This is a genomic window from Staphylococcus sp. LKG3-1, from assembly GCF_048568385.1.
GTDB lineage: Bacteria > Bacillota > Bacilli > Staphylococcales > Staphylococcaceae > Staphylococcus > Staphylococcus saprophyticus.
Window position 1 is genome coordinate 1,309,097 of sequence record NZ_CP183796.1, and the last position, 18,314, is coordinate 1,327,410.

General features: G+C 34.5%; 15 protein-coding genes. 4 read left to right on the forward strand and 11 right to left on the reverse strand.

The genetic code is table 11. The features are described from left to right. Positions 1-67: 67 nt before the first annotated feature. The 5 genes from ACM595_RS06620 to hutU form a co-directional block, all read right to left on the reverse strand. The gene (locus tag ACM595_RS06620; RefSeq protein ID WP_002482530.1) at positions 68-949 is read right to left on the reverse strand and encodes an SDR family oxidoreductase; all 882 of its coding nucleotides are present in this window, start codon (positions 947-949) and stop codon (positions 68-70) included. A gap of 80 nt (positions 950-1,029) precedes the next feature. Then, positions 1,030-2,154: an amidohydrolase gene (locus ACM595_RS06625; RefSeq protein ID WP_002482529.1), complete on the reverse strand. Its 1,125-nt coding sequence runs from the start codon at positions 2,152-2,154 to the stop codon at positions 1,030-1,032. Continuing rightward, entirely contained in the window at positions 2,154-3,332 is a 1,179-nt protein-coding gene (locus ACM595_RS06630) for a SulP family inorganic anion transporter (protein WP_069821535.1), read from the reverse strand. Before ACM595_RS06630 ends, ACM595_RS06625 begins: the two co-directional genes overlap by 1 nt. Positions 3,333-3,450: 118 nt before the next feature. After that, positions 3,451-4,689: an imidazolonepropionase gene (hutI, locus tag ACM595_RS06635; protein WP_041079154.1), complete on the reverse strand. Its 1,239-nt coding sequence runs from the start codon at positions 4,687-4,689 to the stop codon at positions 3,451-3,453. Further along, positions 4,689-6,350: a urocanate hydratase gene (hutU, locus tag ACM595_RS06640; RefSeq protein ID WP_069838156.1), complete on the reverse strand. Its 1,662-nt coding sequence runs from the start codon at positions 6,348-6,350 to the stop codon at positions 4,689-4,691. Before hutU ends, hutI begins: the two co-directional genes overlap by 1 nt. A 226-nt stretch (positions 6,351-6,576) precedes the next feature. Between hutU and ACM595_RS06645 the strand changes: the two genes are divergently transcribed. Then, positions 6,577-7,452, forward strand: coding sequence for a LysR family transcriptional regulator (locus tag ACM595_RS06645; protein WP_002482525.1), 876 nt, complete (start codon positions 6,577-6,579; stop codon positions 7,450-7,452). On the opposite strand, the gene hutG is transcribed toward ACM595_RS06645, so the two are convergent. Then, entirely contained in the window at positions 7,442-8,371 is a 930-nt protein-coding gene (gene hutG, locus ACM595_RS06650; protein ID WP_002482524.1) for a formimidoylglutamase, read from the reverse strand. The genes ACM595_RS06645 and hutG overlap by 11 nt on opposite strands. A gap of 255 nt (positions 8,372-8,626) precedes the next feature. Here hutG and ACM595_RS06655 point away from each other — a divergent pair, with 255 nt between their 5' ends. After that, on the forward strand, positions 8,627-9,850 hold the full coding sequence (locus tag ACM595_RS06655; RefSeq protein WP_002482523.1) for a type II CAAX prenyl endopeptidase Rce1 family protein: 1,224 nt from the start codon (positions 8,627-8,629) through the stop codon (positions 9,848-9,850). A gap of 375 nt (positions 9,851-10,225) precedes the next feature. Here ACM595_RS06655 and ACM595_RS06660 read toward each other — a convergent pair whose 3' ends face one another. Beyond that, positions 10,226-10,927, reverse strand: a complete 702-nt coding sequence (locus tag ACM595_RS06660; protein ID WP_002482522.1) for a ribose 5-phosphate isomerase A — start codon at positions 10,925-10,927, stop codon at positions 10,226-10,228. Between the two features lie 159 nt (positions 10,928-11,086). Here ACM595_RS06660 and ACM595_RS06665 point away from each other — a divergent pair, with 159 nt between their 5' ends. Beyond that, a complete protein-coding gene (locus tag ACM595_RS06665) occupies positions 11,087-11,743 on the forward strand; it encodes an MOSC domain-containing protein (RefSeq protein ID WP_002482521.1) in 657 nt (218 codons plus the stop codon). Positions 11,744-11,872: 129 nt separating this feature from the next. On the opposite strand, the gene ACM595_RS06670 is transcribed toward ACM595_RS06665, so the two are convergent. From ACM595_RS06670 to ACM595_RS06680, 3 genes are all read right to left on the reverse strand, one after another. Further along, positions 11,873-12,889: an aldose epimerase family protein gene (locus tag ACM595_RS06670; protein ID WP_041079160.1), complete on the reverse strand. Its 1,017-nt coding sequence runs from the start codon at positions 12,887-12,889 to the stop codon at positions 11,873-11,875. 600 nt (positions 12,890-13,489) lie between these two features. After that, positions 13,490-14,728 (reverse strand): ABC transporter permease, encoded by a 1,239-nt coding sequence (locus tag ACM595_RS06675; RefSeq protein WP_037537849.1) that lies wholly within the window; start codon positions 14,726-14,728, stop codon positions 13,490-13,492. Then, positions 14,721-15,620 carry an ABC transporter ATP-binding protein gene (locus tag ACM595_RS06680; protein WP_037537848.1) on the reverse strand — a complete coding sequence of 300 codons (900 nt, stop codon included), beginning with the start codon at positions 15,618-15,620 and terminating at the stop codon, positions 14,721-14,723. Before ACM595_RS06680 ends, ACM595_RS06675 begins: the two co-directional genes overlap by 8 nt. A 229-nt stretch (positions 15,621-15,849) precedes the next feature. Here ACM595_RS06680 and ACM595_RS06685 point away from each other — a divergent pair, with 229 nt between their 5' ends. Beyond that, entirely contained in the window at positions 15,850-17,466 is a 1,617-nt protein-coding gene (locus ACM595_RS06685) for a ribulokinase (RefSeq protein WP_041079163.1), read from the forward strand. On the opposite strand, the gene ACM595_RS06690 is transcribed toward ACM595_RS06685, so the two are convergent. Then, positions 17,449-18,153 (reverse strand): DUF805 domain-containing protein, encoded by a 705-nt coding sequence (locus ACM595_RS06690; protein ID WP_419744482.1) that lies wholly within the window; start codon positions 18,151-18,153, stop codon positions 17,449-17,451. The two genes, ACM595_RS06685 and ACM595_RS06690, sit on opposite strands and share 18 nt — an antisense overlap. Positions 18,154-18,314 lie beyond the last annotated feature (161 nt).

Consider the following 18,314-nt stretch of genomic DNA (forward strand, 5'->3'; position numbering starts at 1 on the left):
ATGTGGAGATGATACAACTTTAATGTGATTGAATCATCTCCACATTAGCTGTGACGTTTCATATAACCTAGTCTAACTGAGTACCACCTGTCACACCATATACTTGACCTGTTGTATAACTGGATTCTTCAGCTGCCAAGTGTACATATGTGCCTGATAATTCTACAGGTTGACCTGCTCTGCCCAAGACTTCCTTTTGTCCAAAGCTCGGAATTTTAGATTGCGGTTGACCACCAGAAATTTGTAATGGTGACCAAAATGGTCCTGGCGCAACACAATTCACACGAATGCCTTTCGCACCGAGTTCTTCGGATAGACTTTTCGTTAATGAAATAATCGCAGCTTTTGAAGCAGCATAATCATGTAAAATTGGGCTTGGATTGTAACCTTGAACTGAAGAGGTCAGCGTAATGGTTGCACCAGCTTGTAAATAATCTACTGCTTTTTGAACTGTCCAAAATATTGGATAAACATTCGTCTCAAATGTTTCTGAAAACGAAGCTGTGTCAAAACCTTTTATGCTTTCTCTATATTGTTGATGACCGGCGACGATGGTTACATTGTCTAACCCGCCAAGTTCGTTGTAAGCTGTTTCAACTAAATCGTAATTAAATTGTTCATCTCTAATGTCACCTGGAATTAAGACAGCTTTTCTTCCTGCTGCTTCAATGACTTGTTGTACTTCTTCTGCATCTTGTTGTTCTGCTGGAAGATAATTGATTGCTACATCAGCGCCTTCCTTAGCGTAAGCAATAGCTGCTGCTCTGCCTATAGCTGAGTCTCCACCAGTAACTAACATTTTATAATCATTTAAACGACCATAACCAGTATAGGATGTTTCACCACAATCAGGCTTTGGATCTAACTTACTTTGTAAACCTGGAACTGGTTGTTCTTGTTTTGGAAAATCTTTATTTGAAAATTTAGTTCTTGGATCTTGACCTGCCATTAAGAACACTCCTTAAATTATGAACTAGTTATTAAATACCCAACATTTCTATTGTCTAATCATAATTTAAGTATATTGCCTTAATTTTCATTCAATAATTTTTGTACAAAAGTAACAAAATAGTCAGGTACTTTTTCTAAAATACGTTCATCTGGGTCATATTTTGGATGGTGCAAATCATATTCACTATTAGAACCAATAAAGACAAATACACTTGGATACTTATTAGAAAAACCAGAAAAATCTTCGCCAATCGTCAACGGTTTATCCATAACACTGACATTGTATCCAACTTCTTTGGCAATTGCTATTGCATCATTTGTTAATTGCTCATCATTAACCACAGCACCAGGCAAGCGGTGATAAGACGTTTCAATGTCTACGCCAAATACTTCAGCAAGTCCGCTTCCAATGGCTCTTAATCTTTCTTCAATAAGTACACGTTTATCTTCATCAAAACTTCTCACAGTACCTTGCACATAGGCTTCGTCTGCAATAACATTCCATGTATTCCCACATGATACTTCTCCAATTGTAACAACTGCATTATCAAATGCTGATAAATTTCTACTCACAATAGACTGAACACTATTAATCAACTGTCCCAATACAATCATTGGGTCGTTACCTTGTTCTGGTTTAGCAGCATGCGCACCTTTACCTTTAATTTTAAATTCGAAACGGTCTACAGAAGATGTGATAACCCCCGATTTAACCGCAAATTCTCCAATATCTAACGTTGGATAATTATGATAACCTAACACGGCTTTCGCACCGTCAATTGCACCTGTATTAGCAACTTTCACTGCGCCATAGCCCAATTCTTCTGCAGCTTGAAAAATAATGCGCACGCGTCCGTTGAGTTGATTTTCTATTTCTTTTAATCTCACTGCGACCCCTAGCACACTAGCCATATGAATATCATGTCCACATGCATGCATCGCACCTTCATTGGTCGAAGTGAATTCATGTTTCACTTGCTCATCTATTGGTAGTGCATCAATATCTGTTCTAACTGCAACGAATTGATCACCTTGTCCAACCTCTGCAACTAGTCCTGTTTCTAATGGTAAATCTAAAACTTTAATATCATATGATGCTAAGATGCGTTTGATACGTTTTGTTGTTTCATATTCTGCATCTGATAGCTCTGGATATTGATGAAATGTTCTTCTCCAATTTATGTAGTCTTCGTATTGTGGCATTATATGTCACGTCCTTTCCTTTTATTAAACCCTTGAATCAAATAGTATAGTAAACTAACAAGCACAACCCCGGCCGCTAGGTTATTCGTACTTAAAATAATCAACATTGTAAGTACAACGATCGCCCCATGCTTTATTGGAGATACCTTAACAAATGAAATCGTTCTCCTATCAAATGTATTAAGGGAAATCGTTATTAATACAGTTGCTAGCACTGCCATTGGTATTTGACCGATAATATCTCCAAAAACGAATAAGCTAATGAGTAAAAAAGCACCCGTGATCAATGTTGATACCCTCGATGTAGCTCCCATCGTTGCATTAAATCGCGATTGACCCACAAGTGCGCTACCACCATAGCCACCAAATAAAGCGACAATTGTATTGGCAACACCTTGCCCTATCGTTTCTTTATTTTTATCACTTTTAGTGGCAGTAACTGCATCCATCATCCGCGCTGTTAATGTCGTTTGTACAACAGCAACAATTGCCATTGTCACTCCATACATGCTTGAAATACCAACGATATGCATATCATACATTGCATCTGGAAATGACAGCATCGGTACATGAATATGCAATGATGCTAAATGGTGTACATAGACAATATCTGGTTTAAGCCACCATGCACATATCGTTAAAATAATAATCGCAATCAATGGTGCCGGCATAAATCTGATATATCTTTGTGCTAACCAAATAATTAAAAAAGATGCGACCGCTATGACATAGGTCGCGTTTGAAATATTTAGTATATTTTTTAGTTGCGATGTAAATAACAATACACCTAATGCATTCATAAAACCTATAACAACACCTGTGGGAATATAATCTAATAATTTATTGATTCGGCAAATACCCATCAAAATTTGTATTATTCCCATAATTAACGTAGCCAATATTACAGCGGGCATACCGTGGCTAGACATAAGCGGTGCGACAACTAAAGAAACACCACTACTTGGTGCTGACACCATTAATGTTCGATTGCCGGTCAAACTTATAACTAACATCATAAGTCCAGTACTTAGCATACCTATGGTTGGACTTACACCTGCAATAAAGGAAAAAGCAATTGCACCGGGTAGTAACGCGAGTGCCAACAAAATACCTGCAAGCATATTGGTGACTAATGCCCCGTGCCACTGATTAAAATAACTTATGTGACGCACATTCATTGTCACCTCCAAATTGCTTTAACCATATGGTATCATAATTGTCGAAATATTTAATCAACTCTGCCTAAAATAATACAAAAAAAGCCAAGTCAATTTGACTCAGCTTTAACTATTCAAATTATTGTTCTAATTTGATACGATTATCAATCAACACTTTACCATCTTTAATGACTTTTTCAGCGTGGTTAATACCATAGTGATATGGAATATATTCATGGTTAGGCGCATCCCAAATAACAATATTAGCTTTATCTCCTTGATTAATGGTACCAGCATCAATGTCAATGGCTTTAGCCGCATTAACAGTCACTGCGTTCCAAATTTCATTTGGAGATAATTTCAATTTCAAGGCAGCAATCGACATCACAAGTTGTAAGTTGTTTGTGACACAACTACCTGGGTTAAAATCTGTCGCAATCGCGATTGCGCCATCATTGTCTAACATACCTCGCGCATCTGCATAAGATTCCTTGCCTAAATAGAAAGTCGTACCAGGCAATAACACCGCGACAGTGTCACTATTTTTTAGTTTTTCTTTACCTTCTGTACTTGATGCTACAAGATGATCTGCAGAGATTGCATTTTCGTCGATAGCTAACTCTAAACCACCCAATGGATCAATTTCATCTGCATGGATTTTCACATCAAAACCTAATGCTTTTGCCGCTTCCATATATTTTTTCGATTCTTCAACCGTAAACACACCAGTTTCACAGAATATATCTGCAAAATCAGCATACGGCTTAACTTCTGGTAACAAATCAATCATCTCTTGAAGAAAAGCTTGATTAGACTCAGCATCTTTAGGTACGGCATGCGGACCAAGGAATGTGTGTTTCATGTCTAAGTTATATTTTTCAGCCAAACGATTAGATACACGTAATTGTTTTAGTTCATTTTCTTTATCTAGACCATAGCCACTTTTACTCTCAACAGCTAAAACGCCATGTTCCATCATCGTCAACAAATTCTTTTCTGCCTTTTTAAATAATGCTTCTTCAGTAGCTTTACGTGTAGCTTCAACTGTAGATAAAATGCCGCCACCTTGTTCAAGAATTTCTAAATAAGAAACACCTTGTCTTTTAAGTGACATTTCATGTTCACGTGAACCACCATGAACAAGATGTGTATGTGCTTCAACCAAAGCTGGTGAAACCACTTTATCTGTTACATCAATTGTTTCAGTTGCTTCATAGGCATCTGAGTGCTCTCCTGCGTAGACAATTTTGCCGTTTTTAACGACAACCGTTCCATTTTCAATAATGTTAAGTTCGTCTAACTCTTTTCCTTTTAATGGACGTTCAGTAGATTTTGGTAAAATTAGTTCTTTAATGTTTTGAATAATTAAATCGTTCATTATTTGTCTCCTTTACCTGTAATCATTGGGATTTTGATACCTTTTTCTTTTGCAACTTTAATCGCAGATTCATATCCAGCATCCGCATGTCTCACAACACCCATACCCGGATCTGTCGTTAATACACGTCCTAATCTTCTATCAGCACGTTCTGATCCATCTGCTACAACAACCATACCTGCATGTAAAGAGTAACCCATACCAACGCCGCCGCCATGGTGGAATGAAATCCATGAACCGCCTGCTGCTGTATTAATTAATGCGTTTAAGATTGGCCAATCACCAACAGCATCAGAACCATCTTTCATACCTTCAGTTTCACGGTTTGGACTAGCGACAGAACCAGAATCAAGATGATCACGACCAATGACAATTGGTGCAGAAATTTCACCATCTCTTACTAATTTATTCAATGCTAAGCCCATTTTCGCACGCTCTTCATAACCTAACCACGCAATACGTGACGGTAAACCTTGGAAGGCGATTTTTTCTTGCGCTAAATCTAACCAACGAATTAATTTTTCATTATCTGGGAAAATCTTTCTCATTTCTTCATCTGCACGCTCAATATCTTTCGGATCTCCACTTAATGCTGCAAAACGGAATGGGCCTTTACCTTCACAGAACAATGGACGAATATAAGCAGGCACAAATCCAGGGAAATCAAATGCATTTTCTAATCCATCATTAAATGCAACCTGTCTGATATTATTACCATAATCAAATGCAACAGCACCATTTTTCTGAAATTCAAGCATGAGTTCTACATGTTTTCTCATAGAAGTTTGTGCTTCTTTAACATATTGTTTTGGATCTTTTTGGCGTATTGCTTTCGCTTCTTCTAACGAATACCCTTGAGGTACATAACCATTTAGCGGATCATGTGCACTTGTTTGGTCTGTCACAATATCAATTTTAAAACCTTTATCTAAGATTGCTTTATGTGTGTCAACCGCATTACCGACTAAACCAATTGATAATGGTTCACCCTTTTCACGAGCTTCATCAGCCAAACGTAACGCTTCGTCTAATTCGTGTGTTTTAACGTCACAATAACGCGTCTCAATACGTTTATCAATGCGTGTTTCATCGACGTCTACGCCGATAACAACGCCACCGTTCATTGTAACGGCTAGTGGTTGCGCACCACCCATACCACCTAGACCAGCTGTCAAAGTGACCGTGCCATTTAATTTGCCATTAAAATGTTGATTCGCAAGTTCTCCAAATGTTTCATAAGTACCTTGAACAATACCTTGTGAACCAATATATATCCAACTACCAGCTGTCATTTGACCATACATCATTAAACCTTTTTTATCTAATTCATTGAAATGATCCCAATTTGCCCATTCTGGAACTAATACTGAATTAGATATTAATACACGTGGCGCTTCTTCATGTGTTTTAAATACAGCAATGGGTTTACCAGACTGAACTAACATTGTTTCATCAGCTTCTAATGAACGTAATGTATCTTCAATGGCTTCAAATGCTTCCCAATTACGTGCAGCTTTACCTATACCTCCATAAACAACTAAGTCTTCAGGGCGTTCAGCTACTTCCGGGTCAAGGTTGTTATATAACATTCTCAGTACTGCTTCTTGTTCCCAACCTTTACATTCAATGTCTAACCCTCTTTTTGCTTCTATTTTTCTCATGAAAAATCACTCCTTGTTTTTAATAAACTTATCCTTTGTTTAACAATAACTAAAAAATCCATAGTACAAATGGTATGGTAATAAGCAATGTAAGCACGATACTTACACAAAAGCACACCTTTCTCTATATGGACCAGTATAATATGTTATTATATAGACTACCAATATAAATAAACTAATTATTGATAGCTTTAAACTATAAATAACTAATTAAAGGAGCTTTCCTATGAAAATTATACAATTAGAATACTTTGTTGCTGTTGTTAAATATAATAGTTTTACTAAAGCCGCTAACTTTTTACATATTAGTCAACCTTCTCTGACGACAACAATTAAAAAAATGGAAGCTGATCTAGGTTATGATCTATTTATGCGTACGACTAAAGATATTAAAATTACTGAAAAAGGCATTCATTTTTACAATTACGCACGACAACTGATACATCAATATCATCAAACTATCGAAAAAATGTACGATCTCAATATGGGACATGTACCTAAAATTAAAATATCTATTTTAGAATCGACAAACCAATGGCTTTCTCAAGTATTATCGACACATGCTAAACAATTTCCAGATCAAACTTACCTTGTATCTGAAATTCATGATCAAAATAAAATTTTTGAATTGCTCGTTAACTTTGAGAATCATGTTGCTTTCACTAACGAACAAATGAAGCATGATGATATTGAATCTATACCGCTCTATGAGGAGTCCTATGTGTTGATCACTCCTAAAAATGCTTTTCCACATTCACATACTACTTCTATTGCATCCTTGCCATTAATATTGCCAACCAAAAGATCCCAAGTTCGCAAACATCTAGATGACTACTTTAACCGTATGAACTTGCATCCTAATATCATTATTGAAGCGGATCGATTTGAAGCTGCCACGAACTTTGTGCATAGAGGTTTGGGATATGCTGTAATACCTAGAGTTTATTATCAATCATTTAATGCTAAGGATTTAGATGTCTTAGATATTCAACCTAAGTTAGGTCGTTCTATATATATTAACTACCTAAAAAAAAGAAAGCACTCATCACGTGTGCTTTCTTTCATCGAACAATGTGTTAACTATTGGAATTTTAAAGAATAAAATGATATAAGAAATTAGCTGATAATTTTGCAGTTCTGTTATCTACATCATACTTAGGATTTGTTTCAGCAATGCTAATTGTTGGGACTTTTTCATTCGGAATGATGCGTTTAGCTAATTCAAGTACGATGTGTGGTGATAATCCAAGCACACCATTAGCACTCACACCTGGTGCAAACGCGCTGTCAATAACATCCATACATATTGTAAACATGATGACATCATGATCATGTACAAAACGTTCCACCTTATCTTTGATTGGAGGAGAAATTTGGTGAAGCAATTCTTCTGAATAAACATAACCGATGCCTTTAGTTTCTGCATAGTCAAATAGTGCTCGAGTATTGCCACCCTGTTGTATACCTAATACAAGATAATCTGTGTTTTCATCTTCTTCTAGTATTTGTCTAAAACTCGTGCCAGATGTTGAACCTGATTCTTCTCGTGTATCAAAGTGTGCATCAATATTAATGACACCAATAGAAGCGTCAGGATATGCCTCTCTCGTGCCTAGATATTGTGCATATGCAATATCGTGACCACCACCAAGTAAGAATGTTTGATTATGTTTTTTTATAGATTTGGCAACGTAATGCGCAAATTCTTGTTGCGTTTCTTCTAATCTATCATGATTGTGTTCAACGTTGCCATAGTCATATACATTACATTGTCTAATAACTGGTAAATTGGCAAACGTTTTTTTAATTGCATTCGGGCCTTCTTTTGCACCAATACGCCCTTTATTCAATTCAACACCTTTATCTACCGCGTACCCTAGTATACCTACACCATGACGTGATTCATTGTTATCATCTTCAATATTGCGAAAATTTATAGTTTGAAAGTGCCTAAATTGTGATTCATCTGTTTCACTATCAATTCTTCCAGTCCAAAGATCACGTTGTGCTAATTTATACATAATTCTCCTCCTTTAAATACTTACGGTCATTTAAAAGTATACGCTTACATTTTCCTCAATTCAATTTATAATAATATTTACCCAATTCGCATCATTATAAATTCAAAAATTCGTAATAAATATTTCAATTTCATGTTAGATTAACTCAAACTATTACATTTCAATGATAAATCGGGAATTTAATTTATTTCTATCTCATAAATATGTATAATTAGGTACAAATGATTTTTTTGAACCCTATTGGAGGTTACATAAATGAATACAAAACGTATACCAGGTTTTCAATGGGCAATGATGATTTTTATCTTCTTTATTGTTGCTTATGCATTACCTATTATACTTAAAGATTTACAGAGTTCCGTTCCATTTAAAGATTTCGTCTTTGATATGAGTACACTTGCACCATTCATAGCAGCTTTTATCTGTATTGCTATATTTTCACACAGAGGTACTCAATTAGCTAGTTTAAAATTGACTATTAGCTTAAAAGTGATTGAGCGTGCAATTTTAGCGCTTATTTTACCATTAATTATTTTTATTATAGCTATGGTATGCTTTAATATTTTTTCTGATAGTTTTGTTCTTTTACAAACAAAAGATTTATCTGTTTCAATTTCATCTATTATTATAGGACAAATTGTCATGGCTTTTTTAGTAGAACTCGGTTTCCGTTCTTATCTACAACATATTGTTGAAACTAAGATGAACACGTTCTTCGCGTCTATTATTGTTGGTTTTATGTATGCAATATGGAATGTAAACATCGCCTTTAGTTTTGACTTTGCAATATATAGTTTCCTATATTCATTTGCTTTTTCAATGATTATTGGGGAATTAATACGTGCAACGAAAGGCCGTACAATATACATTGCAACTTTATTCCATTTCGCAATGTCATTTGGACTTGTATTCTTATTTAATGAAGAATTAGGCGAAGTATTTGCTATGAAAGTCATCGCCTTATCAACTGCAGCCGTTGCTATACTTTATATTTTAATTAGTTTAATTATTCGTACAATCCTTTATTTCTTTACAAAACGTAATTTAGACGAAGTAGAGGAAAATAATTATCTTGATCACGTTAATGATACTGATGAAGATCAGACAGATGCTGGTGATGAATATAACGCGTCAGAAACAGACGAAACGCATCATTCAGCGAATGTAAATGCCGCTACAGCTGAGACGTCTTCAGAAGTTCAAGATGAACAAGATGTAACTGATCGTCAGCATGAATCAAGTGCATCAGACCAAGCTAATCAATACAATTCGACAGAAGATACTGCACATGAGGACGACAGTCGAGCGAATATAATCTCAGAGAATACACCAAGTCCATCATCAAATGATTCAACGAAAGTGGACACTACACACTCAGATTCACGTGCGAATAGTGCAGTAGAAGCATCTACTGAGAAGGCACATCCAGAATCAGACCAAGATGAATTGAAAGCAAGTTCTCGCTATTCTTCAAATTGACAGTCATCTGTCGTATCTGATGCACGTACATCAATCGATGAAGAAAGTGATGAATCGTCAAGTCATTTAAGTTCAGAAAGTAACGATGTAACGCAACAAGATGATCAAGCTTTAGATACAGCTGATTCATCTAATAATGATTACGAACGCTCACCTTTTGATTTGAAAAGTAAACGTGGACACCGTCGCTAATCATACTCACCATAAAATGATTCAACTGATTTTATGAATTTTAAAAACCAATGCTAAGCTATGTTTCATGACTGATAGCTTTAGTATTGGTTTTTTGTTTTATTACTGTAGCATGTAGCGATATGATATTTTCAAACGATACAAAAAGACATTGTGCTCCAATGAATAAGCACAATGCCTTTTTTAATCTATCAATGATGCTTTATTTTTAATCTTTACTCCATTCGTTGTACCAATAATGGCTTGGTCTGCAACATTTAAAAAATAACCTGTTTCTAGTACACCGATAAGGTGAATCAAAAATTCATGCATATCTGCTGCGTTGATACCTTCATTTAATACAACATCTAAGATATAATTACCGTTATCTGTAATAAATGGCACATCATCAACCATGCGACGTGTTACTTTTAAATCATCGTATGCTTTAATTCGTTTAGCTACAAGTAACCAATTAAATTTGTCCACTTCAACAGGCAACTTAAACGTTTGTCCAAGATAGTCTACACATTTACTATCGTCAGCTAAGACAACAAATCTTTCGGCCATGGCATCTATTACTTTTTCTCTAAATAGCGCGCCACCACCGCCTTTAATTAAGTTTAAGTCGTTATCAATTTCATCTGCGCCATCTATTGCAATATCGATATGATCCACATCATTCACATCAATGATATGGATACCTAACTCTTTGGCTATAAATGCCGTTTTATTAGAGGTACAGACACCTGTGATTTTTATTTGTTCTTGTTCCAGTTTCTCTGCTATTTTTGGGACAAGCAATTCAATCGTTGAGCCAGAGCCAATACCAACAATCATACCATCTTTAATCTGGTCTAATGCATCATTAAATGTTCTCATTTTTAACTGTTTCTTATCCATCATGCTTCCCCTTTTATACTGTACTTTTATCTTTATTGTACATGAGATTTATTAAAATACCTAGACAGAAAACTGATTTTCAAAATGAATTTATACATATACTTGCATAATTAACACATTGTTTTAAAATAATAATCAATCTATTGTTGGAGGTACAAAAATATGATTTATAAATTAGAAGCCATTTCTACTGGCAAAATACAAGATTTACCATATAGTACCAAAAGACCTATGCGTTCTGCATTAAATAAAGAAAAATATTCAGGAAAAATGTGGCTTACACATACTGGATTTGCTGAAGATGAACAAGAATATAAAGGACATGGCGGGCCAAATAAAGCCGTTTGCCTGTACAGTAAGAAAAATTACGAACTTTGGAAACATGACCTACCAGCGTTACCACCCTATGCGATGTTTGGTGAAAATTTAACAGCAACTGATTTAGATGAAGCGCATGTCTATTTTGGTGATCAATTCCAGCTTGGTGAAGCTATTTTAGAAGTTTCAGAAATCAGAGAACCTTGTTGGAAAATACAAGAAAAGTATAAAATCCCTGATTTGATTAAGAGAATGTCATCTTCTTGTAAAACTGGCTTCTATTTTCGTGTGTTACAAGAAGGCTACGTACACGACTCCAATCATTTAAAACTTATCAAATCTGCGGATGCATCAACACGTCTTTCTGTGTATGAGCTCAATGACATCTATTACAATGATAATAAAAATATTAATCGCTTAACCTATGTTTTAAAAAATCCATATTTAACAAGCGACAGGATTAGCAAATTTGAACGCTTCTTAAAACGTGCTCAAAAATAATAGCGTTTGCTGTAATTAAATTAAAATGAAAGGCGGGTATCTCATTTAAGATACCCGCCTTTCATATAGTCTATACTTAATAACTAACCACTCTCCCAAATGGTGTCATAAGTATTGATTCGTTCATTTTTATAATTGCTTTTCAGAAATTTTATATGACGTTTTAGAGTAAAAAGGCTCGTTAGCTTTTAAAATGGATGGTGCTTGATTGCCTAATAAATTAATATCGTTTGGAATACATTGCGTTTCTAATGTAAAACCTGAGTGAGCTTTATAAATATTGAAATCACTTTTCCAACCAGTTGTATCATTAAATGTGTAAATGACAATGTTTGGCATGTCTGTGTTTACTTTTAATATAAAATGTTTATTTTCCACAGTCATTTCATTACCACCAATATCAAATGGATGATCAATACCACCAAAGCGTTGCATTTGTTCTTTAACAATTGCGTCTTCACTATCAAAAATATCTTTGAACTGGATATTTTGTTCTTGGAAGGTATTTACCAAACTTAAAGGTTCCATACTTTTCACGATATTGTCTTCCCCTAATAAATACATATCCAATTTTGAACTTGAAATGCTGTGATTATCAATCACATTGTTGTCTCTGTTCAAGTTAAAATATACATGATTCATCGGATTAAACAATGTTTTTTCAGTTGATTTCGCTTTATATTCTATCGTCCACTTATGGTCGACATTATAAGTGTGAATCACTTCTAAATCAATATCACCTGGAAAGTGATCATCTGCACTTTGAATTGTAGTAGTAAAAATAACTTTCACTTGTCCGACTTGTTCTTCAATTTTATAATCAAAGAAACGTCTGTCTATACCATTGGGTCCACCATGAATATTATGTACACCATTATTGGCATCTAACTCATATTTTTTACCATCTAACTCAAATGTTGCATTTGCAATTCTTCCGCCATATCGACCTACGGTTGCACCAAAATTATAAGGATTCGATTCATAAAACTCATCTGCTTCAACGACATTACCCAGTACAATATTATTATCGTCGTATTTCCACGATACAATTCTCGCACCATAATTTGTAAAAACAATTTTTGTTTCTTCATTATCAATTTTAATCAAATCGATACCATTGCTTTGACTTTCTACTTTTGCAAACATCATTAATGACTCCCTTTCAAACCTACACTTTAATAATAGGTTTTTCCATGAATAAAATTCAATCATAAATGTCGCCTTCGTTATACTTGATTCAAGGGGTTTTGAATAAGTGTGAAGGCAATTATCTAATATAGATTTCGTTTACGAATATAAGATAATCATAATTTCATCATTAAAACACTGAATTGGTGCACACAAATGATCTCTAAAACATATATTTATGGTCCCTCAATCATAAAATATGCTTAGATGTTTAATTAAAAATAATTATGTAACATTTGAATACATTCAATCATTTTTTATATCTTCATATTACTCACTTATATTGTAACAATTTATTCAAATATTTATCTATACTAATCATAAATTCTATCAAACTATATAGAAAATTGTTATACATTTTTCTATTTTTACCTAATTCCCAACAAATTCATCATCTTCCAATCAATAATTATATGAATTAATAACAAAAAAACGAGCTGAGACGTCTATCATGCCTCAGCCCATTTCACAATCTAGTCATGTTATCTAGAGATCACGCAACGACATTTGCTTAGAAAAAAATAATTTTCTATCTCACTCTATTAGGTATTCATGCGTTTAACTTCTTTTAAAAATACGTTTCATTGCATTCATAAAGCCTTTATCAAAACTCAAAATCGTATTTTTGTAACTTCTTACAGCAATCCATAATAAAATAAAAATGGTAATAATGGATAAAATAACACTCACAACAATCTCCCAAACTGCAACATCAGGTGACGCTGAACGTACAAACATTACGAACGGAGACAATAGCGGGATAAAACTAGTGATTTTTGTAAGCATTGTATCTGGATTCATCACACTGAATAACGAGATATAAAATGCAATCATACTGAATAGTGTCATCGGCATCAACGCTTGGTTGATATCTTCAATACGTGCCGTAATGGATCCCAAAATAGCTGCTAATATAATATATGAAAGGATACCAATAATTAGTGAAACGATACCTACAATAGATATTTGCATCGTTAACTCGTTTGGTTCAATTTTAAATCCTTTCAACATATCACTTATATCAAATACGAAGAAACATATTAAGCCTGCCGCTACAAATATGATAATCTGTGTAAATGCCACAGCAATCACACCGGAAATCTTAGCTAAAATATGTGTGACTGGACTCACACTCGTAATAATCATTTCGATAACGCGTGACGTTTTTTCTGTAGCAATTTCCATCGCTACTTGACTTGCATAATTAAAGACAATAAAGAATATCAACATCAGTCCTGCGTATACCATTATTGTGTTAAAGCCTTTTTGCGCTTCACTTAAATTTGAATTGCTTGCTTTATCAGCAATGACTTCTGACGTAACTTTACTTTGTGATTGCAATTGTTTCAGTTCCCCTTGGGACAAATTCAAGTTCGCTGCGACGAGTTGTGTTTGAATTGTTGATAAAGAAGCTTTTAATTTTTGTTTTTGTTGTTCTGAAACTGTATCTTTACTTAAAATTTTTCCAGAAAGTTTATTATCATCTGTCATTTTGATAATGTATGCTTTATCTAATTTTTCGTTTTGAACTTGCGTTTTAGCTTGCTTCTCTGAAACTTTTTTAAATGTAGCCCCCTCGTCCAGTTGATCACCTTGACTTTTTATTACTTTATAAATTTCATTGTCAGATGAAACAACGCCGACTTTATCAGGACCATCATCAAACAAATCAATAATCTTATTCATATTAGCTGCTAAGAGCATTAAGACAATAACCAATCCAGTAAAAATCATAAATGATTTCGTCTTGACTTTGTTCTTGTACGTCAGTGAAAATGTTGCTAAAAATTTATCCATTAACGTCACCTACTTTGTCTATAAATATTTCATTTAGTGAAGGTTCTACTACCTGGAATCGTTTCACAAAGCCATATTGCTTCACTATGTCATAAATTTGTTCTGCGACGGATTCTGTCTCTATCATTGCTTTAATCTCTCTCTTATTTCTGTCTACCTCTAGGACCCCATCTACTTTATCAATTTCTGGCATTTCGTGATCTGTTTCAATGACTACACGTTTGTTGCCATGATTCGTTTTCACTTCATCAATTGGCCCCGATACAACAAGCTCCCCCTTATTTAAAATACATACGTTATCGCATAGTTCCTCAACATGTTCCATTCTATGAGAGCTATATATAATTGTCGTACCTGCATTGTTTAAGTCTTGAACCGCCGACTTTAGCAATTCAACATTCACTGGATCCAAACCACTAAATGGTTCATCAAGAATAAGCAACTCAGGATCATGTAGCATACTTGCTAGTAATTGAATTTTCTGTTGATTCCCTTTAGAAAGTGATTCGATTTTCTTTTCTCTATTTTCTGTAATATCAAATCGTTTTAACCAGTAATCAATTGCTTTTGTAATATCTTTAGATGCCATGCCTTTTAATGTAGCTAAATAACGTAATTCGTCTTCTACTTTCATCTTAGGATGTAAGCCACGTTCTTCTGGTAAATAACCAATACGATTATATAACGAGCGATCGATTACTTTATCATTATATGTGATGCTTCCCTTTGTAATGGGTGTCAATCCTAATATCATTCTAAATGTGGTTGTTTTCCCAGCGCCATTTCTTCCTAAAAATCCTAGCATCTTTCCTTTTTCTAAGGAAAGTGACATATCGTTTACAGCAGTAAAATTTTTATACTTTTTTGTTACATGGTCAATTATTAATGACATACCATTTCGCCACCCTTCTTATATAAATCCTCTATTCTGATGATACCATTTGTCTTTTGAAATATACATTTTTAAATAAATCACACATATTTATATTAATATGACTGTATTTCTCAATAATCCAATATCACAATGATCTTAACTTTACATTATAATATGTAAGCACTATCATAAAGATAAATGAAGTCTCTAGGCTTATTCCACAAACTGATTAGGGGGCAATGCAATCATGACATATAGTATCGGCATCGACTATGGTACTGCTTCAGGGCGCGTATTTTTAGTAGATACAACAAATGGTGAAATTATTTCTACATATATAAAAGAATATCCACATGGCACCATTTCAGAATCATTAAATGGTGCCGAATTACCGCACAATTATTTTTTACAACATGCAGCAGACTACACTTCTATATTGGAGGAAGGCGTTCAGTACGTCTTAAAAGATAGTCAAGTCGATCCTAAGTCCATCATCGGCATTGGTATAGATTTCACCAGTTGTACCATCGTGTTCTTAGATGATGACTTCAAACCTTTACATTTACATCCAGATTTAGAAGATCAACCGCATGCTTATGTGAAACTGTGGAAGCATCATGGCGCTCAAGATGAAGCAACCTACATGAAACAAGTAAGTGATAAGGTAAACCCATCCTGGTTAAATTTTTATGGTCATAACGTAAACAGTGAATGGATGATTCCTAAAATATTAGAAGTTAAAAACAAAGCACCAGAAGTTTTAGAACGTAGTGCCTATATCATGGAAGCTGGAGATTATTTAGTCAGTTTATTAACTGATAAAAATATTCGCTCTAATTGTGGCATTGGATTTAAAGGCTTTTATAACGAAACAGATGGCTTTAATTATTCCTTTTTTGAAGCTATCGATCAGAAATTACCAGAAATTGTTAAAACAAAATGCGAAGCACCCGTAGTCAATATCGGTGAAAGCGCTGGTAGTTTGAGCCCATATTATCAAAATCTATGGGGCCTTACAGAACAAGTACAAATTTCTCCGTATATCATTGATGCGCACTCCGGTGTACTCGGTGTCGGCGCAATTGAACAAGGTGAATTCACGCCTGTTATCGGTACAAGTACATGCCATCTGATGCTCGATCCAAAACAAGAACCCATACCTGCAATTACTGGTTCAGTTAAAGATGCTATCATTCCAGGTCTTTATGCATATGAAGCTGGACAAGCTGCTGTTGGTGATTTATTTAATTATTCTGCCAGCCTCGCACCAAAATCTTATGTAGACCAAGCTGAAAAACAAGGCCTTTCTATCCTTGAATACTTAGAGAAACTGGCTGCTGATATATCAATAGATAAACAGCATGTAACCGTACTCGATTGGCATAATGGTAACCGTAGTATCTTAAGTGATAGTAAGCTAACAGGTAGTATCTTTGGTTTAACACTGCAAACACCATTTGAAATGATACACAAAGCTTATTTAGAGTCTACAGCGTTCGGAACAAAAATGATTATGCAACAATTTGAAAACAACCACATTCCCGTAGAAACAGTATATGCTGCCGGTGGTATTCCTATAAAAAGTGAACTTTTAGTTGATATTTATGCTAATGTGCTAAATAAAGAAGTGGTCGTTATTGATTCAAGTAACGCTACAGCGCTTGGTGCAGCTATGTTGGGTGCAAATGTTGGTGGCGCTTATCCAACCTTAAAAGAAACTGTCAAACATATGAAGCAACCTGTTTATTATCGTAAACAACCAGAAGCTAAAAAAGTTAAACAGTATGCGCTTTTATTTGATCGTTATAAAGCCTTGCATGATTTGCTTGGTAAAGAATATCCACAATTATCTTACATTAATTAAATTATCGTCTTTTTTAGTAGCGTTCTCATCACTAGTGTTAACTTCTTCACTGAAAGCATTCTCTTCACTATTCACGTGTTTCACATTTGTGTCTTCGTGTATAGGTGCGTCTTGATTTGCATATGTGTTAGTAGATGATTGAATATGATTGCCATATTTATGACTAGCACCATATTTATTCGTTTTTCTTTCACTATCAAGACAACAAATCACTAGCATGTAGATGCCAAGTGCTATATAGACAAGGAAAATAATAGCAAAAAATATGATATATACTGGATTATTATATTCAGGATCTTGAATATTCACTACAAATAGCACCGGATAACTTATAACAATAACACCTAGATATATTAATGGCATGAGCATGGTCCTTCCCATATCATGAAATCTTCTGATTAAAAGTGCCCATCCTGGAATTAATGTTGCCAAACTGTATATTAATGCGTAACAAATCGATAAGAATAATAATATAACTCCTATAGCAACCAATTCTTCAGAACTTGATGCTGCGCCTGATACAGTCATTATTAAACCGATGATATACAAAATCAATGCTGGCATCATAAAGATGATGTTCCATAATGCCATGAACCAGTACTCGCTACGACGTGAACGGCCTTTGAAATTAACATAGTTTTTCCAAAATAATTTGAGTGCCTGACCAAATCCAATGCTTCGTTCCATACTTTCCCCTCATTTCATATTCACTTTGTTTTCAATAAGTTTTGTCATATACTAGACTTTAACCAAAAGCATATGCTAATTCCTATTAATCTTATAATAATTAGTGTAACAAATAATCATGTACATAGTAACACAATTTTAAAAATATTTTAAAAACATCT